The sequence below is a fragment of the Nocardioides sp. genome (genome assembly GCF_016462705.1).
Lineage (GTDB): Bacteria > Actinomycetota > Actinomycetes > Propionibacteriales > Nocardioidaceae > Nocardioides.
This window is the reverse complement of sequence record NZ_JAEMSS010000054.1, coordinates 1-24,195: the sequence shown is the minus strand read 5'-3', so window position 1 is coordinate 24,195 and position 24,195 is coordinate 1. Positions and strand designations below refer to the sequence as shown.

28 protein-coding genes are annotated in these 24,195 nt (G+C 72.6%); 15 read left to right on the top strand and 13 right to left on the bottom strand.

Annotation, left to right across the window (positions count from 1 at the left end; all coding sequences use genetic code 11):
* A partial coding sequence (locus tag JHD21_RS09085) for a PLP-dependent aminotransferase family protein (protein ID WP_292673746.1) occupies positions 1-1,027 on the bottom strand: 1,027 nt, incomplete at its 3' end.
* Positions 1,028-1,088: 61 nt separating this feature from the next.
* Here JHD21_RS09085 and JHD21_RS09080 point away from each other — a divergent pair.
* Positions 1,089-1,766: a hypothetical protein gene (locus tag JHD21_RS09080; protein ID WP_292673744.1), complete on the top strand. Its 678-nt coding sequence runs from the start codon at positions 1,089-1,091 to the stop codon at positions 1,764-1,766.
* 27 nt (positions 1,767-1,793) lie between these two features.
* Here the strand turns inward: JHD21_RS09080 and JHD21_RS09075 are convergent, their stop codons facing one another.
* Complete coding sequence (locus JHD21_RS09075; RefSeq protein WP_292673741.1) at positions 1,794-2,363, bottom strand: class I SAM-dependent methyltransferase; 570 nt, start codon at positions 2,361-2,363, stop codon at positions 1,794-1,796.
* A gap of 400 nt (positions 2,364-2,763) precedes the next feature.
* On the opposite strand from JHD21_RS09075, the gene JHD21_RS09070 reads away from it, so the two are divergent.
* From JHD21_RS09070 to JHD21_RS09060, 3 genes are read left to right on the top strand one after another with little or no spacing between them, the layout of a single operon-like run.
* Entirely contained in the window at positions 2,764-2,901 is a 138-nt protein-coding gene (locus JHD21_RS09070) for a hypothetical protein (RefSeq protein WP_292673738.1), read from the top strand.
* A 9-nt stretch (positions 2,902-2,910) separates the two neighbouring features.
* On the top strand, positions 2,911-3,960 hold the full coding sequence (locus JHD21_RS09065) for a 3-isopropylmalate dehydrogenase (protein WP_292673735.1): 1,050 nt from the start codon (positions 2,911-2,913) through the stop codon (positions 3,958-3,960).
* A gap of 20 nt (positions 3,961-3,980) precedes the next feature.
* Entirely contained in the window at positions 3,981-5,063 is a 1,083-nt protein-coding gene (locus JHD21_RS09060; protein ID WP_292673732.1) for a branched-chain amino acid aminotransferase, read from the top strand.
* A gap of 7 nt (positions 5,064-5,070) precedes the next feature.
* Here JHD21_RS09060 and JHD21_RS09055 read toward each other — a convergent pair whose 3' ends face one another.
* Together JHD21_RS09055 and JHD21_RS09050 are read right to left on the bottom strand one after the other, a co-directional pair.
* A complete protein-coding gene (locus JHD21_RS09055) occupies positions 5,071-5,388 on the bottom strand; it encodes a metalloregulator ArsR/SmtB family transcription factor (protein WP_292673729.1) in 318 nt (105 codons plus the stop codon).
* Position 5,389: 1 nt separating this feature from the next.
* The gene (locus JHD21_RS09050; protein ID WP_292673725.1) at positions 5,390-6,016 is read right to left on the bottom strand and encodes an SRPBCC family protein; all 627 of its coding nucleotides are present in this window, start codon (positions 6,014-6,016) and stop codon (positions 5,390-5,392) included.
* A 146-nt stretch (positions 6,017-6,162) separates the two neighbouring features.
* On the opposite strand from JHD21_RS09050, the gene heR reads away from it, so the two are divergent.
* The 4 genes from heR (at position 6,163) to JHD21_RS09030 (ending at position 11,313) form a co-directional block, all read left to right on the top strand.
* Positions 6,163-6,939 (top strand): heliorhodopsin HeR, encoded by a 777-nt coding sequence (heR, locus tag JHD21_RS09045; RefSeq protein WP_292673723.1) that lies wholly within the window; start codon positions 6,163-6,165, stop codon positions 6,937-6,939.
* Between the two features lie 59 nt (positions 6,940-6,998).
* Complete coding sequence (locus JHD21_RS09040; RefSeq protein ID WP_292673721.1) at positions 6,999-8,582, top strand: serine/threonine-protein kinase; 1,584 nt, start codon at positions 6,999-7,001, stop codon at positions 8,580-8,582.
* Positions 8,583-8,792: 210 nt separating this feature from the next.
* The gene (gene cimA, locus JHD21_RS09035) at positions 8,793-10,379 is read left to right on the top strand and encodes a citramalate synthase (RefSeq protein ID WP_292673719.1); all 1,587 of its coding nucleotides are present in this window, start codon (positions 8,793-8,795) and stop codon (positions 10,377-10,379) included.
* Positions 10,380-10,428: 49 nt separating this feature from the next.
* Positions 10,429-11,313 carry an NAD(P)-binding domain-containing protein gene (locus JHD21_RS09030; protein ID WP_292673717.1) on the top strand — a complete coding sequence of 295 codons (885 nt, stop codon included), beginning with the start codon at positions 10,429-10,431 and terminating at the stop codon, positions 11,311-11,313.
* Here the strand turns inward: JHD21_RS09030 and JHD21_RS09025 are convergent.
* Positions 11,297-11,899, bottom strand: a complete 603-nt coding sequence (locus JHD21_RS09025; protein WP_292673715.1) for a helix-turn-helix domain-containing protein — start codon at positions 11,897-11,899, stop codon at positions 11,297-11,299. The two genes, JHD21_RS09030 and JHD21_RS09025, sit on opposite strands and share 17 nt — an antisense overlap.
* A gap of 76 nt (positions 11,900-11,975) precedes the next feature.
* Between JHD21_RS09025 and JHD21_RS09020 the strand changes: the two genes are divergently transcribed.
* The 5 genes from JHD21_RS09020 to JHD21_RS09000 are packed head-to-tail and all read left to right on the top strand — an operon-like array spanning position 11,976 to position 15,731.
* Positions 11,976-12,527 (top strand): NAD(P)H-dependent oxidoreductase, encoded by a 552-nt coding sequence (locus tag JHD21_RS09020; protein WP_292673712.1) that lies wholly within the window; start codon positions 11,976-11,978, stop codon positions 12,525-12,527.
* 27 nt (positions 12,528-12,554) lie between these two features.
* The gene (locus JHD21_RS09015; RefSeq protein ID WP_292673710.1) at positions 12,555-13,976 is read left to right on the top strand and encodes an amidase; all 1,422 of its coding nucleotides are present in this window, start codon (positions 12,555-12,557) and stop codon (positions 13,974-13,976) included.
* The gene (locus tag JHD21_RS09010; RefSeq protein ID WP_292673708.1) at positions 13,946-14,515 is read left to right on the top strand and encodes a GNAT family N-acetyltransferase; all 570 of its coding nucleotides are present in this window, start codon (positions 13,946-13,948) and stop codon (positions 14,513-14,515) included. The genes JHD21_RS09015 and JHD21_RS09010 overlap by 31 nt, the downstream gene beginning before the upstream one ends.
* A gap of 48 nt (positions 14,516-14,563) precedes the next feature.
* Positions 14,564-15,346: a MerR family transcriptional regulator gene (locus tag JHD21_RS09005; protein ID WP_292673706.1), complete on the top strand. Its 783-nt coding sequence runs from the start codon at positions 14,564-14,566 to the stop codon at positions 15,344-15,346.
* Complete coding sequence (locus tag JHD21_RS09000; protein WP_292673704.1) at positions 15,339-15,731, top strand: VOC family protein; 393 nt, start codon at positions 15,339-15,341, stop codon at positions 15,729-15,731. Before JHD21_RS09005 ends, JHD21_RS09000 begins: the two co-directional genes overlap by 8 nt.
* On the opposite strand, the gene JHD21_RS08995 is transcribed toward JHD21_RS09000, so the two are convergent.
* The 8 genes from JHD21_RS08995 to JHD21_RS08960 form a co-directional block, all read right to left on the bottom strand.
* Positions 15,718-16,452: a hypothetical protein gene (locus tag JHD21_RS08995; protein WP_292673701.1), complete on the bottom strand. Its 735-nt coding sequence runs from the start codon at positions 16,450-16,452 to the stop codon at positions 15,718-15,720. The two genes, JHD21_RS09000 and JHD21_RS08995, sit on opposite strands and share 14 nt — an antisense overlap.
* Positions 16,453-16,465: 13 nt before the next feature.
* Positions 16,466-17,137: a dethiobiotin synthase gene (bioD, locus tag JHD21_RS08990; RefSeq protein ID WP_292673699.1), complete on the bottom strand. Its 672-nt coding sequence runs from the start codon at positions 17,135-17,137 to the stop codon at positions 16,466-16,468.
* Positions 17,134-18,252: an 8-amino-7-oxononanoate synthase gene (locus tag JHD21_RS08985; RefSeq protein WP_292673697.1), complete on the bottom strand. Its 1,119-nt coding sequence runs from the start codon at positions 18,250-18,252 to the stop codon at positions 17,134-17,136. Before JHD21_RS08985 ends, bioD begins: the two co-directional genes overlap by 4 nt.
* Complete coding sequence (locus JHD21_RS08980; protein WP_292673695.1) at positions 18,249-19,529, bottom strand: adenosylmethionine--8-amino-7-oxononanoate transaminase; 1,281 nt, start codon at positions 19,527-19,529, stop codon at positions 18,249-18,251. Before JHD21_RS08980 ends, JHD21_RS08985 begins: the two co-directional genes overlap by 4 nt.
* Positions 19,522-20,589 (bottom strand): biotin synthase BioB, encoded by a 1,068-nt coding sequence (bioB, locus tag JHD21_RS08975; RefSeq protein ID WP_292673692.1) that lies wholly within the window; start codon positions 20,587-20,589, stop codon positions 19,522-19,524. The genes JHD21_RS08980 and bioB overlap by 8 nt, the downstream gene beginning before the upstream one ends.
* A 23-nt stretch (positions 20,590-20,612) precedes the next feature.
* Positions 20,613-20,963, bottom strand: coding sequence for a DUF1905 domain-containing protein (locus tag JHD21_RS08970; protein WP_292673690.1), 351 nt, complete (start codon positions 20,961-20,963; stop codon positions 20,613-20,615).
* 125 nt (positions 20,964-21,088) lie between these two features.
* The gene (locus JHD21_RS08965; RefSeq protein ID WP_365695739.1) at positions 21,089-21,919 is read right to left on the bottom strand and encodes a 3-methyladenine DNA glycosylase; all 831 of its coding nucleotides are present in this window, start codon (positions 21,917-21,919) and stop codon (positions 21,089-21,091) included.
* 1 nt (position 21,920) lies between these two features.
* The gene (locus JHD21_RS08960) at positions 21,921-22,199 is read right to left on the bottom strand and encodes a DUF2087 domain-containing protein (protein WP_292673688.1); all 279 of its coding nucleotides are present in this window, start codon (positions 22,197-22,199) and stop codon (positions 21,921-21,923) included.
* Between the two features lie 39 nt (positions 22,200-22,238).
* Here JHD21_RS08960 and JHD21_RS08955 point away from each other — a divergent pair, with 39 nt between their 5' ends.
* Both JHD21_RS08955 and gltX read left to right on the top strand, forming a co-directional pair.
* On the top strand, positions 22,239-23,060 hold the full coding sequence (locus JHD21_RS08955; protein ID WP_292673686.1) for a fumarylacetoacetate hydrolase family protein: 822 nt from the start codon (positions 22,239-22,241) through the stop codon (positions 23,058-23,060).
* The coding region (gltX, locus tag JHD21_RS08950) for a glutamate--tRNA ligase (RefSeq protein ID WP_292673683.1) at positions 23,057-24,195 on the top strand (1,139 nt) is incomplete at its 3' end. The genes JHD21_RS08955 and gltX, both read left to right, overlap by 4 nt.

Here is a 24,195-nt window from a genome sequence, read left to right as displayed (position 1 = left end):
GGGCGTGGGTGAGCCGGTCGACCAGGTCGTGCGGGGCTCGGACCCACCCGAGGCGCAGCCCGCCCCAGAACGCCTTGCTCGCACTGCCGATGGTGACCGCGCCGGAGCAGTGGGCCGCGAACGGCCGAGGCATCGGCTGGTCGTCCAGGGCCAGCGCCTGGTGCGCCTCGTCGACGACCGCGACCGTCCGGGCCGCCGTGACGTGGGCGGCGTACGTCTCCCGCTCCTCGTCGCTCATCAGCAGTCCGGTGGGGTTCTGGAAGTCCGGGATGAGGTAGGTGAGCCGAGGCGCGGTCTGCCGCAGCGCGGCCCGCACGGCGTCGAGGTCCCAGCCGTCCGGGTCCACGGGTGAGGCCGCGAGCCGGGCGCCGCTGTTGCGCAGCGCCTCGGTGGCGTTGGGGTAGACGGGCGACTCCACGAGCACCCGGTCGCCGGGTCCGGCCAGCGCCTTGGCCACGATGGCGGCCGCCGCGAGGGCGCCGGACGTCACCATGATCTGGCCGGGATCGGTCGGCAGCCCCCGGTCGTCGTAGGTGCGGGCGATCGCGGCCTGGAGCTCGGGCAGGCCGGCGGGGAAGTAGCCGTGTCCGCCGAGGTAGGCGGGGAGCAACGTGACCGCTTCGGTGTACGCCGCGGCGAGCTGTGGTGGCGCACTGGGGGCGGCGCAGTTGAGGTCGATCGCGTCGTGGTCCCCGGGCCGGGGAAGCAGCGCGCGGTCGTGGGCGCGGGCCCGGCCGCCCGGGACCCGGGTGAAGGTGCCGGACCCCTGCCGGGCCTCGGCGTAGCCGGCGTCCCGCAGCGCCGCGTAGGCACGGGTGACCGTGGTCCGGGAAACCCCCAGCGCCTCGGTGAGCTCGCGCTCGCTCGGCAGCCTGGTGCCCGCCCCGATCCGGCCGTCGCCGATGAGCAGGACGAGGGCGTCCGCGAGGCCGGCGTAGGCAGGGGACCGGTCGAAGTCGCCGACCAGCGCGGCGGTGCGGGCGGCGCTGACCGCAGTGCTGATCCTGGGCGGGGCGGCGCTGTTCATGCAGGCCACTGTCTCACGATTGGCTATTCCTGAGAAGGCCACTTGGGCGGACCATGGTGGGGTGAGCACCACCACCGCCGTCGTGCAGCCCCGGACCCTGGCCGACCTGGGGCCGATCGCCCAGCTCCGCGCCGGTCGCCTCGGCCGGCGACTGCCGCAGCTGTACGTCGGCCTGGTGCTCTACGGCGTCTCGCTGGCGCTCATGGTGCGCGGCGCCCTCGGTCTGGCCCCGTGGGACGTGCTGCACTCCGGCCTGATCCGGCACGTGCCGATCACGCTGGGCCAGGCGGTCGTGGTGATGAGCTTCGTCGTCCTGGTGCTCTGGGTCCCGCTGCGCGAGACCCCCGGGATCGGCAGCATCTCCAACGCCTTCGTCGTCGGCTTCTCCGCGGACGCCACGCTCTGGCTGCTCGACCGGCCCGACGCGATCGCGGCCCGCGTGGCGCTCACGGTCGGTGGGGTCGCCCTGTGCGGGCTCGCCTCCGCGATGTACATCGGTGCCCAGCTCGGCCGCGGCCCGCGGGACGGCCTGATGACCGGATTGGCCCGGCGTACCGGACTCTCGATCCGGCTGGTCCGCACCCTGCTCGAGGTCACGGTCGTGCTGATCGGGCTCGCGCTCGGCGGGGTGCTCGGCCTCGGCACGGTCCTCTACGCCCTCGCCATCGGTCCGCTCACCCAGCTGATGCTGCCGACCTGGATCGTGGAGCTGCCCGCCCCGCCGAGTCGGCGTTACTGATGCGCAGTAGCGCCGACTCGCGGTCCGTCAGCGTCGGGTGGCGATCAGGGTCGACGCGTCGGACGCGACCATCACCTCGACGGTGGTGAACCGCTCGTCGGTGAGCCACTGCTCGCGCAGGACGTCGACCCGGCCGTGCGTGATCGGCGGCCAGACCTCGCACGGGGTGAAGTCGTCGAGCACCACGATGCCGCCGGCCTCGACGAGGTCGGCGACCGCGTCGACCCCCACCTCGGTGGGCTGGCCGGAGTCGAGGAACAGCAGCGAGTAGGGGCCCTTGTCGAGCAGCGTCGACCAGTCGGCGGCGAGGACCTCGACGAGCGGGTCGTCGGCGAAGATCTCGGAGGCCGCCCTGGCGAGCTTCGCGTCGAGCTCGGCGGTGACGATCCGGGCCTTCTCGCCGCGTACGCCGGAGCGCAGCCACGCGGTGCCGACACCGCAGCCGGTGCCGAACTCGGCCATCGTCCCGTCCCGGGACGCGGCCAGCATCGCGAGCAGCCGCCCGGTCTCGTTGCGGCAGAACGAGACGTACCCGGCCCGCCGCGCGACGTCGAACGCGCGGTTCACGATCTCCGGCAGCTCGGGGGGATGGCTCACTCAAGGAGTCTCGCATCCCGAGTGGTCTGTCTCGGATGGCGAAACGCTGATCAAACCAGCGGCGCCGGACACCGACGGGGGAGTAGCCTCGCCCCACCATGCGGAGCGTGTTCGTACTCATCGAGCGCCGCGGCGAGGCCTGACGAGAGGCCACCTCGCCGCGGTGGTTCGGCGTTGCGTGGCTTCTCACCCCGGTCCTGATCGGGACCAAGCAGGTCGAGACGCCCCCGCGACGCGGATCCCTCGCTCATCAGCGTGATCCGCCAGCAGCCAGGCTCCATCCCTCGTGCGATCCACGAGTCGGAACGTCCCCGTCGCGGGGCGTCCTCGGCCCCATCCGACTCATCAGCGATCCACTCAGCGACCCGCTCGCTGACCCATTCACGAGGAGAGCACGACCATGTACGACATGTATCCCGACTGGGGCCCGGCCAGCCACCACCCCGACAACCCGCGCAGCCACGAGAACACGGCCGCTGCGGTCCAGGCCTCGCTCGACCTGCGGGACAACGGCGGCCAGCGGCCTGACGACAACTAACGTCTGCGCGTGACGTCAGTGAAGCTCGCAGTCATCCCCGGCGACGGCATCGGCCCGGAGGTGACCGCCGAGGCCCTCAAGGTCCTCGAGGTCGCCGTCCCAGCGGACGTCAAGGTCGAGCAGACCCGCTACGACCTCGGCGCCGAGCGCTACCTCGCCACCGGCGAGGTGCTGCCCGACTCGGTCCTGGCCGAGGTGCGCGAGCACGACGCGATCCTGCTCGGAGCGGTGGGTGGCAAGCCCAACGACCCGAACCTCCCGCCGGGGATCCTCGAGCGCGGCCTGTTGCTGCGGCTGCGTTTCGAGCTCGACCACTACGTCAACCTGCGGCCGTCGAGGATCTTCCCGGGAGCCACGTCACCCCTCGCGAACCCGGGTGACGTGGACTTCGTGGTCGTCCGCGAGGGCACCGAGGGTCCCTACACGGGCAACGGCGGCGCGCTGCGAGTGGGCACCCCGCACGAGGTGGCGACCGAGGTCTCGGTCAACACGGCGTACGGCGTCGAGCGGGTCGTCCGCGACGCGTTCGGCCGGGCCCAGCGGCGACCACGCAAGAAGCTGACGCTGGTCCACAAGACCAACGTCCTCGTGCACGCCGGCTCGGTGTGGTGGCGGCTCTTCCAGGAGGTGGCCGCGGAGTTCCCCGACGTGACGACCGACTACATGCACATCGACGCCGCGATGATCTTCATGACCACCGACCCCGCGCGCTTCGACGTGATCGTCACCGACAACCTCTTCGGCGACATCGTCACGGACCTGGCCGCCGCGATCACCGGCGGCATCGGCCTCGCGGCCTCCGGCAACATCAACCCGGACCGGACCGCCCCCAGCATGTTCGAGCCGGTCCACGGCTCGGCCCCCGACATCGCCGGCCAGCAGAAGGCCGACCCGACCGCCGCGATCCTGTCCGGAGCGCTCCTGCTCGACCACCTCGGGTACGCCGACGCCGCGGCCACCGTCGAGGCAGCCGTCGTCGCCGACCTCGCCGAACGCGCGCCAGGCAGCACCCGTCGCACCTCCGAGGTCGGCGACGCGATCGCTGGGCGCCTCGCCTGACGAGAGATACCTTGATGTCCATGCAGATCAGCACGACGCTCTCGGACCGGACCGTCGACGACGCCCGCCTCGCCGAGATCCTGGCCGACCCCGGGTTCGGCACGAACTTCACCGACCACATGTTCAGGGTGGAGTGGACGCCCGACGAGGGCTGGCACGGGGCCCGGGTCGAGCCCTACGGCCCGCTCACCCTCGACCCCGCCACCGCTGTCCTGCACTACGCGCAGGAGATCTTCGAGGGGATGAAGGCCTACCGGCACGAGGACGGCTCGGTCTGGCTGTTCCGGCCCGAGGAGAACGCCGCCCGGATGGTGCGTTCGAGCCACCGCCTGGCGCTGCCGGTGCTCGAGGTCGGCGACTTCATCGAGGCCGTCGAGTCCCTGGTGACGGTCGACCAGCGCTGGGTGCCCACCAACGCCGACCAGCAGGGCGGCGAGAAGAGCCTCTACCTGCGGCCGTTCATGTTCGCCTCCGAGGCGTTCCTCGGCGTCCGGCCGGCGCAGCACGTCACCTTCATGGTCATCGCCAGCCCGGCGGGCTCCTACTTCAAGGGCGGCATCAAGCCGATCAGCCTGTGGCTCTCCGAGGAGTACACCCGTGCCGGACGTGGCGGCATGGGCGCGGCCAAGACCGGGGGCAACTACGCCAGCTCGCTGCTGCCGCAGCGGGAGGCGATCGAGCAGGGCTGCGACCAGGTCGTGTTCCTCGACGAGGAGGCGACCTACGTCGAGGAGCTCGGCGGCATGAACATGTACTTCGTCTTCAAGGACGGCCGGATCGTCACCCCGGCGCTGGGGACGATCCTCGAGGGCATCACCCGCGGATCGATCATCGAGCTCGCCGGCAAGATGGGCCACCAGGTGGAGGAACGACGCTTCTCCATCGACGAGTGGCGCGAGGGCGTCGCCAGCGGCGACATCGTCGAGATCTTCGCGTGCGGGACGGCGGCCGTCGTCACCCCGGTCGGGGAGCTGCGGTGGCCCGGCGGCTCGGCCCCGGCGCCGGCCTCCACCGACCTGACCTTCCGGATCCGCCAGGCGCTGGTCGACATCCAGTTCGGGCGCGCCGACGACACCTTCGGCTGGATGCACCGGGTCGCCTAGGGCGTGTCTAGCGACGGCCTCGGCGGATCTCGGTGTCGAGCGCGTCGAGCCGCTGCTCCCAGAAGGCGCGGAACGGCGCCAGCCACGCGTCGACCTCGACCAGCGGGCCGGCGGCGACCGCATAGATCCGGCGGCGGCCCTCGGCGCGCACATCGGTGAACCCGTTCTCGCGCAGCACCTTGAGCTGCATCGACACGGCTGGCTGGCCGATGCCGAACTCCTCCGAGATCACCTCGGCGACGGCACCCGCCGGCTGCTCGCCCTCGGCCAGGAGCTCGAGGATCCGCCGCCGGACGGGATCCCCCAGGACGTCGAGGGCGTGCACCTCAGTCCTCGGGCGCGGCGGTGTAGGCCGCCGCGCACCGCTCGGCTGCTTCCCGGGCCTGGTCCGGGTCAGTGCCGAACTCGGCGTCGGCCTCGGCCCAGGCCCTGCTCGCGCCGACCATGTAGTCAGTGAGGTCGGGCACCGTCTCGCGCGGCGGGCGCTCGGCATCCGGGGCTGCCAGGTGCTCGGCCATGCCCATCAGCGCCATCTCCCAGCCGATGCCTACGGCGCCGGGCCCGAACTGGTCCCACATGTCCTGCGGCACGGCGGCGGAGTGGTCCAGCTGCAGCAGCGTGCCGCCTTCGGTCGGACGCAGGGTCACATCCACCCAGCTGAGCTGATCGCCGTACTCCCAGGTGATGGCCAGCCGCTCCGGCGGGTCGCAGGACAGCACCTCGCCCCCGGCGTTGCCCTCGAGCTGGAAGCGGCCACCGACCTCGAGGTCGCCGGTGACGGGCATCATCCAGCGCGCGATGCGGTCGGCGGTCGTCAACGCGTGCCACACGTCGTCGACCGGTGCGTCGTAGGTGCGGGAGACGGTGAGCAGTCGCAGCTCCTGCCCGTCACGGGTCACGGTCGAGAGGTCTCGGGTCACGGCGCCGAGGTGGTCGGCGGGGGAGAAGTTCATGGGACAAACATATCAAGATCGATTGATATGACAAGGCTGAGGACAGGTTCCGTCGGAGGCGCCGGATCGCCCGACCGCTTGGTCATCGGTGCCCTGTGGGGCATGCTGGACGGACACCGACTCGCTTCTGGGGGGAAACGAGACCGATGCGTCATGCGCCTACGCTCGACCGGCCGACACCGCCGTCGCTGACCTCCCCGCGTCCGGACCCGGCGAGCCGGTTCCGTTCGGCGCACGCCGGGCTGGCCGTGGTGCACCTCGCCCAGGCGGTGCTCGTGCTCGTGGTCGCCGGGGACATCGTGCTCGCGGTCACCGACCGGGGTGGGTCGCCCACGGCGGGCGCGTGGCTGGAGGTCTCGGTGGGTGTCCTCCTCGCGGCCTACTTCGGGGCCGCGGCGGCCAACCACGGTCTCAGCGCCACGCTGCTGTGGCGGACGTACGCCACCGAGCTCCGCAACGGCCGCAACCGGATCCGCTGGGCGGAGTACGCCGTCAGTGCGCCCATCCTCATCCTGCTCGTGGCACTGGTGACCGGCGTGACGGACGTGTCGTCGCTCGTCGTGATCGGAGCCGCCACCCTGGTGATGATCGTCTGCGGGTGGATGCAGGAGGCGCTCAACCCGCCCGGCCGCCGGACCACCACCATGGTCCCGTTCTGGTCGGGGGTGCTCGCGTCGGCCGTCCCGTGGACGATCGTGGCCGTCCAGATGATCGGCACCTCCGGCGACCACGAGTTCGGCCTCTCGGTCTTCCTGTCCCTGTTCATCCTCTGGGCGAGCTTCGGCGTCAACCAGTGGCTCCAGTTCCGCCAGGTGGGCCCCTGGTCCGACTACCTCTACGGCGAGCAGACCTACCTGGTTCTCAGCCTGGTCGCGAAGTCCGCGCTGGCCTGGCAGATCGTGACCGGGTCCTCGCTCCTGTGACGTCGCCGGTCGTCACGGGGTGACGGGAACCCGGCTCCCGCCGTTCTAGTCTGATCCGCGTGAGCACCACCCCCTCCCCGTCGCTGACCGTCGGCGACTACGCGCTGCTCACCAAGATCGGCGAGGGCGGGATGGGCGTGGTGCACCTCGCCCGCCGCGGCGAGGACGGCGAGCGGGTCGCCCTCAAGGTGCTGAGGCCGCACATCGTCGGCGACGACGAGGCGCGGGCCCGGCTTGCCCGCGAGGTCTCCTCGCTGAGCCGGATCCGGAGCCGGTGGGTCGCCGAGATCGTGGACTCGGACCCGTGGGGGCCGGTGCCCTACGTCGCCACCCGCTACGTGCCGGGCCTCTCGCTCCACGACCACGTGCACGAGGAAGGACCGATCGAGGGGACGGACCTCACCTGGTTCGCGGCCTGCCTCGCCGAGGGCGTCGCCTCGGTGCACGCGGTCGGCGTGCTCCACCGCGACGTCAAGCCGAGCAACGTCCTCATGGAGGGCAGGACCCCGATCCTCATCGACTTCGGCCTGGCCCGGGTCGCCGACGACCCGAAGCTGACGCACACGGGCTGGCTGCTCGGCACCCCCGGCTACCTGGCGCCGGAGATCCTCTACGGCGACGACGCGACCACCGCCTCCGACGTCCACTCGTGGGCGGCCACGGTCGCCTACGCCGCGATGGGCCGGCCGCCGTTCGGGCGCGGACCGTCGATGGCGATCATGGACCGGGTGCGGCGCGGCGAGCACAACCTGTCCGGGATCCCCGAGCCGCTGAGGGCGCTGCTCACGGAGGCGCTGGACCCGGAGCCGCACCTGCGGCCCACCCTCACCGAGATCCGCGGCGTCCTGGGTCCGCTCGCGGGCCTCGTCGAGGCCCCGGCCGGGCCGGCGGAGCCGGCGCCGCTGACCATGCCCTACGCGGTCGCGGCACCGCTCGTGCACGACGACCCGACCGACGTGATCGCGGACCCCGACGGCCTCGACCACACGAGGCACCTGACCGAGAACCAGACCGTCGTCGACCGCGAGTGGGACGACGCCTGGTCCGCGACCGAGGTCACGACCGGACCGCCCTGGCAGGAGCGCTTCCGGCGCGGGGCCCTGCTCTCGGCAGCGGCGCTGGTCTGCGGCGCCGCGGTGGCGGCGTACCCCTGGTTCGGCTCGTTGGGGCTCCTGCTGCTCACCTGGGTGCTGCGCAGCGGCTCCCTGGCCGCCAGTGCGGCCGGTGCCCGCCGGCGGGTCCGGGGTCGCAAGTGGTACGACGGCGCGCAGTTCCTCCTCCGCACCCCGTGGGACCTGGTCCGCTCGATCCCCACCACCGCGATGCTCCTGGTGTGGAGCGCGGGCCTGGCGGTCGCGGCGGCACTGCTCTGCTACGCGTTCGTGGCGGGGGAGCGGGTCACCCTCGCCGTGTGCGGGACGACGTTCGCCGTCGCGGTCTGGACCGGGCCCGGGGGGTCGCGGGTGCGGATGCCGCTGGCCCGGGTGGTCAACCCCCTGTCGCGCACCTGGCGCCCCTGGTTCGCCGCGCTCGTCGTGGTGGTCGTGACCGCGCTGGCCGTCGGCCTGCTGGCCGAGCAGCGGGGGACCCAGTGGACGCCCGGTCAGGACCGTCCGCTGTCCGGACAGTCCACCGGACACTGAGCCGGACGCATGGCACCATGAGTCCCATGCAGCACCGCGTCATCATCATTGCCTAGCGCGTCGACACCCTCGACGCGCCGACCTCTCGCACCCCGAGAGGTTTTTTTGTGTGACGAAGAGGTTGAGGAACGAAGCCTCTTCGGAGGAGAAGAACAGCGCGAAGCCCCGATGTGTACCTCCGATCCGGACCGCCGAACCGAGAGACCTCAGATGGACCTGCACGGCTCGTTCCACGTCTACGACACCACGCTGCGCGACGGCGCCCAGCAGGAGGGACTCAACCTCTCGGTCGCCGACAAGCTGACCATCGCCAAGCAGCTCGACGGTCTCGGGGTGGGCTACATCGAGGGCGGCTGGCCGGGCGCCAACCCCAAGGACACCGAGTTCTTCCGGCGTGCGGCGGCCGAGCTCGACCTGCGGCACGCCAAGCTGGCGGCGTTCGGCGCCACCCGCCGGGCCGGCCTGGCCGCGGCCGACGACCCGCAGGTAGCCGCGCTGCGCGACAGCGGCGCCTCGGTCGTGACGCTGGTCGCCAAGTCGCACGACCGGCACGTCGAGCTCGCGCTCCGCACGACGCTGGCGGAGAACCTCGAGATGGTGCGCGACACCGTCAGCCACCTGCGGGCCGAGGGTCAGCAGGTGTTCCTGGACGCCGAGCACTTCTTCGACGGCTACCGCGCCAACCGCGACTACGCCCTCGAGGTGCTGCGCACGGCGTCCGAGGCGGGCGCGGACGTCGTCGCGCTGTGCGACACCAACGGCGGCATGCTGCCGGACTGGGTGTCCGACGTGGTCCACGACGTCATCGGCAGCACGGGCGTCAGGGTCGGGATCCATGCGCACAACGACAGCGGCTGCGCCGTCGCCAACTCCCTGGCCGCGGTCGCCGCCGGCGCCACCCACGTCCAGGGGTGCATCAACGGCTACGGGGAGCGCACCGGCAACGCCGACCTGGTCTCGGTCGTGGCCAACCTCGAGCTCAAGCTCGACCGCGCCGTGCTGCCCGCGGGGCTGCTGCAGGAGTCGACCCGGATCGCGCACGCCGTCGCCGACGTCACGAACTTCCCGCCGGCGTCGCGGCAGCCGTACGTCGGCTCGTCCGCGTTCGCCCACAAGGCGGGGCTGCACGCCAGTGCGATCAAGGTCGACCCCGACCTCTACCAGCACACCCAGCCGGAGCGGGTCGGCAACGACATGCGGCTCCTGGTGTCCGACATGGCGGGCCGGGCCTCGATCGAGCTGAAGGGTCGAGAGCTCGGCTTCGACCTCTCCGCCGACCGCGAGCTGGTGACCGCGGTGACCGACCGGGTCAAGGAGCTGGAGTCCCGTGGGTTCACCTTCGAGGCCGCCGACGCGTCGTTCGAGCTGCTCCTCGCGGAGATGGTGGAGGGCGTCCGGCCCGCCTACTTCGAGGTCGAGTCGTGGCGGGTGATCACCGAGACCCAGCCCGGTGGGGAGGCGGTCTCGGAGGCCACCGTGAAGCTGAAGGCGGAGGGCGTGCGCTACGTCGTCACCGGGGAGGGCAACGGTCCCGTCAACGCGCTCGACCAGGCGCTGCGCACGGCCATCGTCCAGGCGTTCCCCGAGGTCGCGAAGTTCGAGCTCATCGACTACAAGGTCCGCATCCTCGACCAGGGCCACGGCACCGACGCCATCACCCGGGTGCTGATCGAGACCACGGACGGCGTCTCCTCCTGGGTCACGGTCGGGGTCGGCCACAACGTGATCGAGGCGTCCTGGGGAGCGCTCGTCGACGGCCTGACCTTCGGGCTCAGGCGTCACCACTCGACGGCGTGACCTCCCCGGTGTTTGACCTCAACCGAGGTTGAAGTCCTACGTTCGAAGCATGGCTGTCACCGTTCTCGGCACGGGTTCCATCGGCACCGCGGTCGCGCGGGTCCTGCTCGGTGCGGGGCGGGAGGTGCACGTCTGGAACCGCACCCCCGGGCGCGCGGCCGGCCTGGTCGGAGAGGGTGCCCTGCTCGCGCCTAGTGCGGCGGACGCGGTGGACCGCAGCCACCTCACCCTCGTCTCGGTGACCGACCACGCCGCCGTCCAGTCGCTCCTCGAGGGACTACCGGGCCGACCGCGGGCCGGCACCACCGTGGTGCTCCTCACGACCGGGTCGCCGGAGGAGGTCCGGCGCAGCGCCCGGCTCGCCGCCTCGCGGGGGCTGACCTGCCTCGGCGCCGGTGTCCAGACCGCCCCGACCGACGTCGGGACCCCGCGGGCGCTGTTCCTCTACGCCGGCGAGCGGCCCGTGTTCGAACGACACCGCGATGACCTCGAGGTGCTGGGCCCCGCTCGGTGGGTCGGGCCGCACCCCAGCACCGCCGCTGAGCTCGACCAGGCCCTCTTCGGCCTCTGGTACGACGCCCAGATCGGGCTCCTGCGCGCCTTCGAGATGACCGGGAACGCCGGGGTTCCCCCCACCGAGCTCGTCGCGCTCGCGGCGGCCCAGCTGCGGCACGTCGTGGCGGGTGTCGAGACCACCGCCCGAGAGCTGGTCGAGCGGGACTACCCGCGCGGCCCGGCGTCCCTCGCCGAGCACGCGCCCGTCCTGGCCCGCCTCCGCGAGTCGCGCCGCGCTTCCCGCCTGGGGGACGGTGGCCTCGGCGAGGTCGCCAGGGTCGTGGAGGAGCTGGCGTCCGGGCCCGGGTCGGGCCGCGGTCTCACCGCCGTGCTCGACCGCACCGACGACACCGGCCCTCCAGCTACGCCGGCCGGGTGATCCGGCGGGCCAGGTCGACCCAGCCGGCGTAGACGCGGTCCACGTCGATGCGTTCGATGTGGACCTGCTGGTCGAGGATCGGCAGCTCGAGCGGGGCCATCAGCGCGACGGCCAGCATGGCGATGTCGCCCTGCACGCCGAGCTCGCCCAGCAGGTAGCGGACGTGGGTGGCGGTGAACGAGTACGCCGCGTAGGACCTGACGGCGCCGCCGAACCCCGCGTTGCGGATCAGGTCGGCGTGCTGGAGCACGATGTCGAGCCGGGACCGGCCGAACGCCAGCAGGCGGTCCATCGGGGGCGCGCCCGGCCCGAGCGGCGGGGGACCGGTCATGACCGAGGCCTGCCATTCCGACTCCGAGGCGTCGAGCAGCGCCCCCATGAGTCCCTCCCGGGACTGGAACCGCCGGAACACGGTGCCCTTGCCCACCCCGGCCTTGGCCGCCACGGCGTCCATCGTCACGGCGTCGTAGCCGCAGCTCTCCGCGATCTCCTGGGCGGCGCGCAGCAGTGCGGCGCGGTTGCGCGCGGCGTCGCTGCGCTCCCGCGGCCGGTCGTCCAGGAGGGGGAGGAGCGGGCGGTCGGTCATGGCGGGTCAAGAGTAGGGACCGGGACCTTGTCTGGACCACGGGAATATAAACGGACCATGGTCCGCTTAGAGCGGCATGACTGACACCCGCATCGCCGTCCTGGTCGGCAGCCTCCGCGCCGACTCCGTCAACCGCAAGCTGGCCGAGCTCCTGCGCGAGCAGGCTCCCGCAGGCGTGACCCTCGACCTGGTCGACGGTCTCGGCTCGCTGCCCTTCTACAACGAGGACATCGACAACCCGGACGACGTCCCGGCCGCCGCCGCCGCGTTCCGCGAGCGGGTGGGCGGCGCCGACCGCGTCCTCGCGGTCACCCCGGAGTACAACGGCACCATGCCGGCCGTGCTCAACAACGCGATCGACTGGCTCTCCCGCCCCTACGGCCAGGGTGCGCTGGTCGGCAAGCCGTTCGGCGTCATCGGCACCACCCCCACCCCCTACGGCGGCAAGTGGTCGCACGCCGACGCCGCGCGCTCCGCCGGGATCGCCGGGGCCCTCGTCGTCGAGGACGTCACCGTGTCGCAGTCGTCGATCGACGTCGACGTCCTGTCCGACCCCGAGGTCCTCGGGCGGCTCCGGGGAGCGATCACCACGCTGGTCGACTTCCGCCAGGACACCGCCGCCGCCTGAGCCGCGCCCTCGGCTAGCGTCACGGTCGTGGCCGAGCTGCACGACCTGACCGCCCTCGAACAGGGCGACCTGGTGCGCCGTCGCGAGGTGGCACCTGCCGAGCTGACCGAGCACTACCTCGAGCGCGCCCACCGGATCGACTCCGGTCCCGAGACGGTGGGCGCGTTCGTCACGCTCACCCCGGAGCTGGCCCTCGACCGGGCCCGGGCGCTCGTCCCGGGCGACGGCGACGGCCCGCTGTTCGGTGTCCCGACCGCGATCAAGGACCTCAACCTGACCGCCGGGGTCCCGACCCGGTTCGGTTCGCCGGCGTTCGCCGACTTCGTGCCGGACGTCAGCGACGCGGTCACGCTCGCGCTCGAGGCCGCCGGGATGGTCAGCCTCGGCAAGACCTCGACCCCGGAGTTCGGCTCGCCCTGCTACACCGAGCCCGAGGGCTACCCGCCCGCGGTCACGCCGTGGGACCGCACCCGGATGGCCGGCGGGTCGTCCGGCGGGGCCGCCGCCGCGGTGGCCGCGGGCCTGGTGCCGGTGGCTCAGGGCTCGGACGGGGGCGGCTCGATCCGGATCCCCGCCTCGTGCTGCGGCCTGTTCGGTCTCAAGCCCACCCGTGGGCGGATCAGCGGGTACCCGATGTACGGCGACCCGGTGGGTCTGGCGACGGCCGGGCCGATCTCCCGGACCGTGCGCGACGCGGCGGCGATGCTGGACGTGCTCGCCGGTCGTCGGGCTGGGGATCCTGCCTGGGCACCACCTCCGTCCGGGACCTTCCTCGACGCCTGTGACCGGCAGCCGGGGACGCTACGGATCGCCGCCTTCAGCGAGCCGGTGATCGCCGACGTTGCTGTGGACAGCGCTTGCCTGGCGGCGTTCGTGGACGCCAGGCGGCTGTTGGAGGACCTCGGCCACCAGGTGGTGGACGTGCCGGTGCCGCTGCCGTCCGACGCCGTGCCGGTCTTCGAGACCTGCTGGGCCGTGCTCACCGCGCTGTCGGTGGTCCCGCCCGACCGCGAGCACCTCCTGCGGCCGCTCACGAGGTGGCTCACCGAGCGCGGTCGTGCGGTGAGCGGGCCCGACTTCGGCCTGGCCCTGGGGGCGATGCGGCGCTTCGCCGCTGGCGCGCTCGAGGCGTTGGCGCCGTACGACGCCGTGCTCACGCCCACCCTGGCCGCGCCGCCGCTGCCCGTCGGCGCACTCCGTGACGACACGGACCCGGCCGCGGACTTCGAGGCGCAGAAGGCCTTCACGCCCTGGACCTCTGCCTGGAACGTCACCGGCATGCCGGCCGCGTCCCTCCCGCTGCACTGGACCGAGTCCGCCGACGGCACCCTGCTGCCGGTGGGCGTCATGCTCGCGGCCCGCCCGGCCGAGGAGGAGCTGCTGCTCTCGCTGTGCGCCCAGGTCGAGGAGGCCGCGCCGTGGATCGACAGGAGGCCGCCGGGATGGTGACCCTGAGCGTCCGGCACACCGCTGACGTCCCGCCGGCGGACCTCGACGCGGCCCAGGCCCTGCTGCAGGCGGCCTTCGCCCACCTGCCACCGGACGAGGCCTTCGGTCCTGACGACTGGGAGCACGCCCTCGGCGGGATGCACGCGCTGCTGCACGACAGCGGCCTCCTGGTCGCGCATGCCGCCCTGGTGATGCGCCGGATGGTCCACGGTGGCCGCGCGCTGCGGTGCGGCTACGTCGAGGCCGTCGCGGTCGCGCCCGGCCGCCAGCGACAGGGCCTGGGTGGCCGGGTCATGGCCGCGCTCGAGGCCATGGCGCCGGCGTACGACCTCCTCGCGCTGGGCGCGACCGACGAGGGCCTGGGCCTCTATCTCTCCCACGGCTGGCTGCCCTGGCGGGGCCGGCTCTCCGCACTCACCCCGGCCGGCGTGGTGCCGACCCGCGACGAGGAGGGCTACGTGCTGGTGCTCCCCGGTGCGGCGTCGCTCGACCTCGACGGTGAGCTCACCTGCGACTGGCGCGACGGCGACGTCTGGTGAGCTCCGGGGCTTGCTCCTGACGTGGCGTGAGGTCCTAGCGTCAGCGCCATGGACCTGACCATCGGCGACGTGGCAGCACGTACCGGCCTGACCCAGCGCACCCTGCGCTACTACGAAGAGCTCGGGTTGCTCGCCCCGCCCCGAGACACGGACGGCCGACGGCGGTACGACGCCGCGGCGATCGACCGGCTCTACCGGATCCGGCTCCTCAGGGACCTGGGCACGTCGCCCTCCGACGTCACCCCGGACGGCGTCGACCTGCTGGAGGTGACGCGCCGGCACCTCGCCGCGCTCGACGCCCGCCTGGCCGAGCTGGCCCGGCAGCGGGAGCGGGTCCGGGCCGTCGAGGCGCGGCTGCTCGGCGGGGACCGGCCGTGCGACGAGGAGCTGCTCGACCTGTTGGCCGGGCTGGGCGACGAGCCGGCCGCGGTGCGCAGGCTGACGCTCCTGGTCTACCGGGACATCGCGGCCGCGCAGCGTCACCTCGTCGAGGTCTTCGGTCTCGAGGCGGGCGATCTGACCCGGGACGGGGACGGTCACGTCGTGCACGGCGAGGTGTTCGCCGGCGACGGCGTGATCTGGATGCATCGGGAGTCGGAGGAGCACCGGCTCGCCTCACCGGCGACGTCCGGCACCGCCTCGCACTGCATGGCGGTCGATGTCGACGACGTCGACGCCCACCACGCCCGGGCCGTCGCCGCGGGCGCGGAGGTGGTCTACGGCCCGACGGTCATGCCCTACGGGGTCCGGGAGTACGCCGCCCGCGACAGTGAGGGCGGGTTGTGGTCCTTCATGCAACCCATGGCTCCTGAGGAGGAGGACGATGGCTGAGCTGACGCCGATGCTGTGCGTGTCCGACGGGCCCGCGGCGATCGAGTGGTACCGGACGGCGATGGGCGCCGAGGTGAGCTACGACCCGATCACGATGCCGGACGGACGGCTCGGACACGTGGAGCTGGCCGTCGACGGGGCCGGCTGGATGATGTCCGGCGAGTTCCCCGACCACCATGTGCAGGGGCCGGACCCGACGCGTGGCACCGCGGTCACGCTGCACCTCGCCGTGGACGACGTGGACGCGCTGGCACGGCGGATGTCGGAGGCGGGTGCGTCGCTCGACCGAGGTCCGGCGGACGACGAGCAGGCCGGCCGGGTCGCGGTGCTGCGCGACCCGTTCGGGCACCGGTGGTTCCTCAACGGGCCCCTCAGGGACGGGTGATCTCCGCGGTCGCGGTGAGCTCGCCGATGGCGCCGCTCATCGCGATGACGACCGACAGCCGCTTGCCGCCGTCGGCGAGCGTGATCGAGGACGCCCCGGCGTCGGCGTAGAAGTAGAAGGACGACTCGTCATGGTCCGCGAAGTCCATGACCCACTCCTCGTAGGTCAGCGCGGCCCCGGCCGCGTCGCGCTCCCGGGCGATGGCGGTCAGGTCGTAGGTGCCGTCCCCGGTCCAGCCGGGCACCTGGAAGCCCCAGTGGACCAGCTCGTGACCGCCGAGCGAGGGACGGGCGTCGTCCTCGGCGAAGAGCTCGAGCCACAGCAGCGGCCGGGTGGCGTAGGGGTCCGAGTCGGGGAACTCCGGGTCCGGGGGAGTGGGCGCGACCTCGTTCCAGGCGAGGTGCAGCGGGCCGGACCACTGGCCGGTGGCCCACCCGGTCACCGACAGCTGCACCTGCGCGACCGGGAGCGAGGCGATCTCCTCGCGGCGCTCGCGCTCGGCCTGCTCGTCGGCCCGCCGCCGGTTGTCCTCCTGCTTGTCCTGCCACTCGCCCAGCTTCGGGAACGCCGTGCGGAGGAGCTGCTCGCCCACCTGCTGCTTGGCCTGCGTCTCCGTCGCGTCGGCCCGCGACCCGGCATCCTGGCTCTTGCCGCTGTCGGCGCTCAGGAGCTCCGTCGCCTTGTCCTTCGCCCACTTCTTGGCCATGTCGCCCAGGCCCATGTCGCCCCTCTCGTCAGGTCTGCGGTGGCAGGACCCTAAACCAGCCCGGGGCGGCGGCGCGGAAGGCCTCGGGATCCAGCGTGCCCGCGCCCTCCGGGACGACGGCGAGCAGGGGCAGTCCCGTCACCCGGGGCAGGTCCTCCAGGTTGCACAGCTCGGCCAGGCCGGGGTCCGCCGGCCAGGACCCGATCACCAGCCCTGACGGCTCGAGTCCGCGGCTGCGCAGCGCGCCGACGGTCAGCTCGGTGTGGTTCAGCGTGCCGAGCCCCGCGGAGGTCACGACGACGACCTCGACCTCGGTGAGCGCCTGCAGCACGGCCGCGAGGTCGAGCAGCGTGCCGCCCTCCGTGTCGAGCCGGACCAGCACCCCGCCCGCGCCCTCCACGACCACGGTGTCGTGCGGCAGGTCGGCGAGGGGGGCGGCGTACGACGCGACGCGGGGGATCTCGACACCCTGCCGCCGGGCCGCGGTGTCCGGGGCGAGCGGCTCGTCCAGCGTCGTCCACTCGACGGTCTCCACCCCGGTCAGCCGGGCGACCTCGCGGGCGTCGGAGTCGCCGTCGGCGGCTCCGGTCTGCACGGGCTTCACCACGACGACGGAGCCCGAGACGGTCGCCGCCAGCGCCGCGGTCGCGACCGTCTTGCCGACCGCGGTCGACGTCCCGGTGACCAGGACGACGCTCACGCGTGCTCCTTGGCGACCCCGATGAGCACGGTCACGGCCCGGGCCCAGTCCGCCTCGGCGACGCCCGCGCTGACCGTGATCCGCAGCCGGGAGATCCCGTCGGGCACCGACGGTGGCCGGAAGCAGCCGACCTGCACGCCCTGCGCGCGGGCCGCGGCCTGGGCGGCGACGGCGGCCTGCGGCGAGGGCATCGGCAGGGAGACGACCGCGCCCTGCGGGGCCTCGACGCCGAGCTGGTGGGCGAGGTCGTCGACGCGAGACCGCACCAGCGCCGGGAGCTCCGGCCGGTCGCGGAGCACGCCGAGCGCGGCCAGCGCGGCCCCTGCGGCGGCGGGCGCCAGGGCGGTGTCGAAGATGAACGGGCGGGCGGTGTTGACCAGGTGGTCGAGCAGCTCGGGCGGCCCCAGGACCGCGCCGCCCTGGCTGCCGAGCGACTTGGACAGGGTCAGCGTCACGACGACGTGCGACAGCCCGCTGAGCCCGAGGCGATGCACCACCCCGGGACCGTGGACGCCCAGGCCGTGCGCCTCGTCGACGAGCAGCAGGGCCCCGTGCTCGGCGCACGCCTCGGCCAGCTCCACTAGCGGTCCCTCGTCACCGAGCACCGAGTAGATGCTCTCGGCGAGCACGAGCGTCCGCCGCCCGTCGGCACCCTCGAGCGCCGCGCGTACGGCGCCGACGTCGGAGTGCGGCACGATCGCGATCTCGGCGCGGGAGAGCCGCGCGGCGTCCACGAGCGAGGCGTGGATGTGCGCGTCGGACACGATGAGGCAGTCGCGGTCGGCGAGCGCGGTGACCACGGCGAGGTTGGCGGAGTAGCCGCTCCCGGTGACCAGCGCCGCGGGCTGTCCGGTGTAGGACGCCAGTGCCCGCTCCAGCTCGACGTGCAGGTCGAGGGTGCCGGTCACCAGCCGCGAGGCGCCGGCCCCGGCTCCCCACTGCTGCGCGGCGGTGGCGGCGGCGGCGGTGACCACGGGGTCGCGCGAGAGCCCGAGGTAGTCGTTGCCGGCCAGGTCGACGAGCCCGTCGCGACGCCCGCGGGGGAGCAGGGTGCGGCGCAGGCCGGCGTCGTCGCGACGTACGGCCTGCTCGGCCAGCCACCGGGACCAGGTCATGCCACGTCCACCGCACGGGCGACGGCCCGGCAGATCCGGGCCAGGTCCTCGTCGGAGGTGACGTAGGGCGGCATCGTGTAGACCAGGTCGCGGAACGGGCGCAGCCAGACGCCCTCCTCGACCGCGGCGTCGGTGGCCTTGACCACGTCGACCGGGTGGTCGAGCTGGACGACACCGACGGCACCCAGGGTGCGTACGTCGGCGACGCCCGGGAGCCCGCGCAGCGGCTCGAGCCCGGCCTGGAGCCCGGCTCCGACCCGCGTGACGTCGTCCTGCCAGCCCGACGACTCGAGCAGGTCGAGGCTGGCGAGGGCGACCGCGCACGCCAGCGGGTTGCCCATGTAGGTCGGGCCGTGCATGAGCACGCCGGACTCCGATGCGGAGACGGCGTGGGCGACCGCGGGCGTGGTGAGGACCGCGGCCAAGGTGAGGTAGCCACCGGTGAGTGCCTTGCCGACGCACATGATGTCCGGGGTGACGCCGGCCGCCTCGGCCGCGAAGAACGTCCCGGTGCGGCCGAAGCCGGTCGCGATCTCGTCCAGGACCAGGACGAGTCCGTGCTCGTCGGCGACCTCGCGCATGACCCGCAGGCACGCGGCGTCGTAGACGAACATCCCGCCGGCCCCCTGCAGCAGCGGCTCGACGACGATGCCGGCCAGCTCGTCCGCATGCTGCGCGGCCAGCGCCCGGAAGCCGGCGGCCCAGCTCTCGACGTCGCCACCGGGTGCGGGGGGCTGGTCGGCGAAGACCTGTTGCGGCAGGACCTCGCCGAACATCGTGTGCATCCCGCCCACCGGGTCGCACACGCTCATGCAGCCGAAGGTGTCGCCGTGGTAGCCGCCGCGGACGGTCAGCATCCTGGTGCGCCCGGGCCGGCCCTGGCCGCGCTGGTGCTGGATCACCATCTTGAGCGCGACCTCGACGCTGACCGAGCCGGAGTCGGCGAGGAACACGTGCTCGAGGCCGGCCGGGGAGACCTCGACCAGGCGCTCCGCGAGCCGGACCGCGGGTGCGTGGGTGAGGCCGCCGAACATCACGTGCGCCATGTCGCCGAGCTGCCGGCGTACGGCGTCGTCGAGCTCCGGGACGGCGTAGCCGTGGATCGCGGCCCACCAGGACGACATGCCGTCGACCAGCTCCGTCCCGTCGTCCAGCCGGATCCGGACCCCGGACGCGCTCTCGGCCAGCCGGACCGGCGTCGGCTCGGTCATCGAGGTGTAGGGGTGCCAGACGTGCTCGCGGTCGAACGCGAGCAGGAGGTCGGACGCCTCAGGCATTGGGCGCGACGGCGGTGCCGGCACCACGGCGTCGCTTCGCGGGGTCGTACGTCTGCGGTGCCTCGGGCACCTCGGGAGCGGCCCCCAGCACGGTGAACCCGTGGTCGCGGATCAGCTCGAGGTCGGCCTCGGCGGCCTGGCCCTCCGAGGTCAGGTAGTCGCCCAGGAAGATCGAGTTGGCGACCTGGAGTGCCAGCCCCTGCAGGGTGCGCAGGTGCATCTCGCGGCCGCCGGCGATCCGGATCTCCTTGTCCGGGCAGACGAAGCGCGCCATCGCCAGGATCTTGACGCACCGCATGGGCGTCAGGTCCCAGACGTTCTCGTAGGGGGTGCCGTCGAAGGGCATCAGGAAGTTGACCGGGATCGAGTCCGACCCGAGGTCGCGGAGTGCGAAGAGCGCCTCGACGAGCTGCTCGTCGGTCTCTCCCAGCCCGGCGATCAGGCCGCTGCACGGAGACAGGCCGGCGGTCTTGGCCTTCTGGACGGTGTCGACGCGGTCGGCGTACGTGTGCGTCTGGACGATCTGCTCGTGGTGGGACTCGGCGGTGTTGATGTTGTGGTTGTAGGCGTCGACGCCGGCCTCGCGGAGCCGCTCGGCCTGGCCGTCCTTGAGCAGGCCGAGGCAGGCGCAGATCTCGACCTCGGGGTGCTCGGCCTTGATGGTGCCGACCATGTCGGCGACCCGCTCGACGTCCTTGTTGGTCGGGCCGCGGCCGCTGGAGACCATGCAGACCCGGGTGGCGCCGCCCTTGAGCCCGGCGGCGGCCTGCTCGAGCGCCTCGTCGGTGTTGAGCCACTTGTACTTGAGGATGTCGGCGCTGGAGCCGAGCGCCTGCGAGCAGTAGTTGCAGTTCTCGGGGCACAGGCCGGACTTGAGATTGACCAGGTAGTTGACCTTGACGGTGTTGCCGAAGTGCTCGCGGCGGAGCCGGGCGGCCGCGGCGACGACGTCCATGAGCTCGTCGTCGTGGGCCTGCAGGACGGCGAGCGCGTCGTCCTCGGTGGCCGGCTTGCCGTCGAGGACGGAGCTGGCGAGCTGGTCGAAGAACGACGACGTCATGCGCAGAAGTATGCCGGGCGGGCTCACTCGCTCAGGAGGACGTCCAGGTGTACGGCGACCAGGTCGCCGATCTCGATCGCCTCCCGCTGCCGGACCGCCTTCTTCACCGGCAGCACGAAGCCACCCGACGCGTTGTCCGGGAAGACCGAGGTCCGCCACGTCGTCGAGCCGACCGTGACCTCGACCCGGTAGGAGCCGAACCCCGCCGGCATCGCGCCGGAGAGCCGAACGTCCTCGCTCGGCTCGGGCGGCACCGTGACGAAGCACCACGCGCCCTGCCCCTCGTGCTCCCACAGCTCGGCGTCGAAGTCCACGCGCAGCATCTTCGCCTGGGGCGCCGACACGTGCGCCCCGGCCCGCGCCTGGGGTTTCATCAAGGGATGTCGTGGGGCCCGCACTTCCCACGACGAGCTCGCCCGGGGAAGTGCCGGTTCGCCGACATCCCGTGGTGAAGCAGCGCGGCGCGCCCCCGGGAACCAGAAGTGCGCGGGACGGCCGTCTACCGACGTGACGGGGCCGCGAGCAGGGTGTCGCACGCCTCGAGCAGCCGGGCCCGCAACGGGGCACCGCGCTCGGCGAAGACGCGCTGCGCCGCGGCGTACTCCTGCTTGCCCTCGGCGGTCTCGATGCGCAGCGGGTCGAGCCCCAGGCCGGTGAGGTCGTACGGCGCCGCCCGCATGTCCAGCACGCGGATGTCGCGGGCCAGCTCGAAGCAGTCCGCCACCAGCTCGGAGGGCACGAGCGGGGACAGCCGGAAGGCGTGCTTGTAGAGGTCCATCCCCGCGTGCAGGCACGCAGGTTGCTCGAAGGCGGGCCGGTCGTGGGCGGCGGGGGAGAGCGTGTTGAGCGGCCGGGCCGGCTCGGTGAAGAACCGGAACGCGTCGAAGTGCGAGCAGGCGATCCGGTGCGACTCCACCACCTCGTCGGTGCCGGCCGGGCCGAGGCGAAGCGGCCAGGACGCATGCCGGGTCTGCTCCTGCGGCTGCCGGTAGACCATCGCCCACTCGTGCATGCCGAAGCAGCCGAAGTTGGCCGGGCGCCCGGCGGTCGCGGCGAGCAGCGCGTGGACGCCCTCGAGCAGCGGCCGCTTCGCGGCGACGTCGTCCTCGGTCACCGCCTCCTGCTCGCGGCCGGCCAGCGCGACGCCGTACCCCGGGTGCCACCGGCGCAGCTGGGCGGGCCGGAACGAGTAGTAGGTGAACAGGAAATCGTGGACCGGGTGCGGGACTGCGTCGCGCCGCCGGGCCAGGTGGTCGGCGACCAGCGCGTCGACCCGGGCCTCGTGGGCGGCCTGGCGGGCTCGCCACTCTGCCTCGGTCAGGACCTCCACGTCAGACCTCGACCGTCCCGCCGCTGCGCCAGTAGTGGCTGCCCTCGCGGGTGAGGAACTGGTCGTCGACGAGGTAGCGACGCAGGGCCGCGTGGTCGGGGTGGAACTCCGTGAGGATCGCCACGACCTCGGCCTCCGGGTAGACGCGCCCGAGCTCGAAACGCTGGGCGAGGTGGTCGAGCACGACCAGCCGCTTGGCGCGCTTGGTGGGGATGGTGTGCAGGCGTCCGTCCCCGTCCAGGAAGTTCCGGAGCACCCGGTCGGTGTTCGACTCGGTCACCCGCCAACTGTCACACGGTCGCTGGATAGGGTCGAACCCGTGCGCATCGCCAGATTCACGACCGGGGACGACCCTCAGTACGGCGTCGTCACCGGCGACCTCGACGAGCACGGCGAGCCGGGGGAGGACAGCGTCATCGTGCCGCTGGCCGGCGACCCGCTCTACGTCGGCATCAAGCTGCTCGACGGCGCCGAGAGCGTGGAGCACCGGCTCGCCGACGTGCGCCTGCTCGCGCCGGTCCTGCCGCGCAGCAAGGTCGTGGGGATCGGCCGCAACTACGCCGCGCACGCCGCCGAGATGGGCAGCGACGTCCCCGACGAGCCGCTGATGTTCCTCAAGCCCAACACCAGCGTGGTCGGGCCGGGCGACCAGATCATCTACCCGCCGCAGACCAGCAACCTCCACTACGAGGGCGAGCTCGCCGTCGTGATCGGACGGATCTGCCGCGACGTGCCGCCGGAGCAGGCCACCGACGTGATCCACGGCTACACGATCGCAAACGACGTCACCGCCCGCGACCTGCAGAAGAGCGACGTGCAGTTCACCCGGGCCAAGGGCTTCGACTCGTTCTGCCCGCTCGGCCCGTGGATCGAGACCGACCTCGACCCCGCCGACTTCAGCAAGGGGCGCCGCGTGCAGACCCATCTCAACGGCGACCTCGTCCAGGACGGCAGCACCGCCGACCTGATCTTCGACATCCCGACCCTGGTCGCCCACGTCAGCAGCGTGATGACGTTGCTGCCCGGCGACGTGATCCTCACCGGTACGCCGGAGGGGGTCGGCCCGATGCAGGTCGGCGACGAGGTCGAGGTGTCCATCGAGGGGATCGGCGCGCTGACCAACACGGTGGGCACCCGATGACCGGTGCTCCCGTCCGGGTCCGGATGGCTCCCAGCCCGACCGGCAGCCCGCACGTGGGGCTGGCCCGGACGGCGCTGTTCAACTGGGCGTTCGCCCGGCACCACGGCGGGACGTTCGTGTTCCGGATCGAGGACACCGACCACGCCCGCAACACCGAGGAGTCGTACGACGGCCTGATCGAGGTCATGCAGTGGCTCGGCCTCGACTGGGACGAGGGACCTCTCATGGGCGGCCCGTTCGGCCCCTACCGCCAGAGCGAGCGCACCGACATCTATGTCGACGTGCTCGCCCAGCTGCGGGGTACGCGTTTCACCTACGACTGCTACTGCACGAACGAGGAGGTCGACGCTCGGCGCAAGGCGTCCGGATCCAAGGTGATGGGCTACGACGGCTTCTGCCGCGAGCTGTCCACCCAGCAGCTCGCGGTCTTCGAGGAGGAGGGCCGCAAGCCCGTCGTCCGCTTCCGGATGCCCGAGGGATCGCTCACCTGGGACGACCTGGTGCGGGGCGACATCACCTTCGAGACCGAGTTCGTCCCGGACTTCGCGCTGTGCCGGGCCAACGGCGAGCCGCTCTACACGCTGGTCAACCCGGTCGACGACGCGCTGATGGAGATCACCCACGTCCTGCGCGGTGAGGACCTGCTGTCCAGCACGCCGCGTCAGCTCGCCCTCTACGAGGCGCTGACCGAGCTCGGAATCGCCAAGCAGGTGCCGCGGTTCGGTCACCTGCCCTACGTCATGGGCGAGGGCAACAAGAAGCTCAGCAAGCGGGACCCCAAGGCCCACCTGATCGCCTACCGGGACGCGGGGTTCCTGCCCGAGGGGCTGCTCAACTACCTCGCCCTGCTCGGCTGGGCGATCGCCCCCGACCGCGACGTGTTCACGCTCGACGAGATGGTGGCGGCGTTCGAGATCGGCGACGTCAACCCCAACCCGGCCCGCTTCGACGAGAAGAAGGCCAACGCCATCAACGCCGCGCACATGCGGCTGCTCCCGGTCGAGGAGATGACCGAGCGGGTGCTGCCCTTCCTCGAGGCCGCGCACGTCCTCGACCCGACCTCGCTGCCTGACCGGCAGCTGCTCGACCTGGCCATGCCGCTGGTGGCCGAGCGGATCAACAAGCTCACCGAGGC

Excerpts from the sequence above, each read along its gene's own strand:
- JHD21_RS09030 (WP_292673717.1), top strand. The coding sequence starts at position 10,429 with ATGGCTGTCACCGTTCTCGGCACGGGTTCCATCGGCACCGCGGTCGCG.
- JHD21_RS09000 (WP_292673704.1), top strand. The coding sequence starts at position 15,339 with ATGGCTGAGCTGACGCCGATGCTGTGCGTGTCCGACGGGCCCGCGGCG.
- JHD21_RS09005 (WP_292673706.1), top strand. The coding sequence starts at position 14,564 with ATGGACCTGACCATCGGCGACGTGGCAGCACGTACCGGCCTGACCCAG.
- bioB (WP_292673692.1), bottom strand. The coding sequence starts at position 20,589 with ATGACGTCGTCGTTCTTCGACCAGCTCGCCAGCTCCGTCCTCGACGGC.
- JHD21_RS08985 (WP_292673697.1), bottom strand. The coding sequence starts at position 18,252 with ATGACCTGGTCCCGGTGGCTGGCCGAGCAGGCCGTACGTCGCGACGAC.
- JHD21_RS09070 (WP_292673738.1), top strand. The coding sequence starts at position 2,764 with ATGTACGACATGTATCCCGACTGGGGCCCGGCCAGCCACCACCCCGAC.
- JHD21_RS09020 (WP_292673712.1), top strand. The coding sequence starts at position 11,976 with ATGACTGACACCCGCATCGCCGTCCTGGTCGGCAGCCTCCGCGCCGAC.
- JHD21_RS08995 (WP_292673701.1), bottom strand. The coding sequence starts at position 16,452 with ATGGGCCTGGGCGACATGGCCAAGAAGTGGGCGAAGGACAAGGCGACG.
- JHD21_RS09025 (WP_292673715.1), bottom strand. The coding sequence starts at position 11,899 with ATGACCGACCGCCCGCTCCTCCCCCTCCTGGACGACCGGCCGCGGGAG.
- JHD21_RS09060 (WP_292673732.1), top strand. The coding sequence starts at position 3,981 with ATGCAGATCAGCACGACGCTCTCGGACCGGACCGTCGACGACGCCCGC.
- JHD21_RS09050 (WP_292673725.1), bottom strand. The coding sequence starts at position 6,016 with ATGAACTTCTCCCCCGCCGACCACCTCGGCGCCGTGACCCGAGACCTC.
- JHD21_RS08970 (WP_292673690.1), bottom strand. The coding sequence starts at position 20,963 with ATGAAACCCCAGGCGCGGGCCGGGGCGCACGTGTCGGCGCCCCAGGCG.
- cimA (WP_292673719.1), top strand. The coding sequence starts at position 8,793 with ATGGACCTGCACGGCTCGTTCCACGTCTACGACACCACGCTGCGCGAC.
- heR (WP_292673723.1), top strand. The coding sequence starts at position 6,163 with ATGCGTCATGCGCCTACGCTCGACCGGCCGACACCGCCGTCGCTGACC.
- JHD21_RS08980 (WP_292673695.1), bottom strand. The coding sequence starts at position 19,529 with ATGCCTGAGGCGTCCGACCTCCTGCTCGCGTTCGACCGCGAGCACGTC.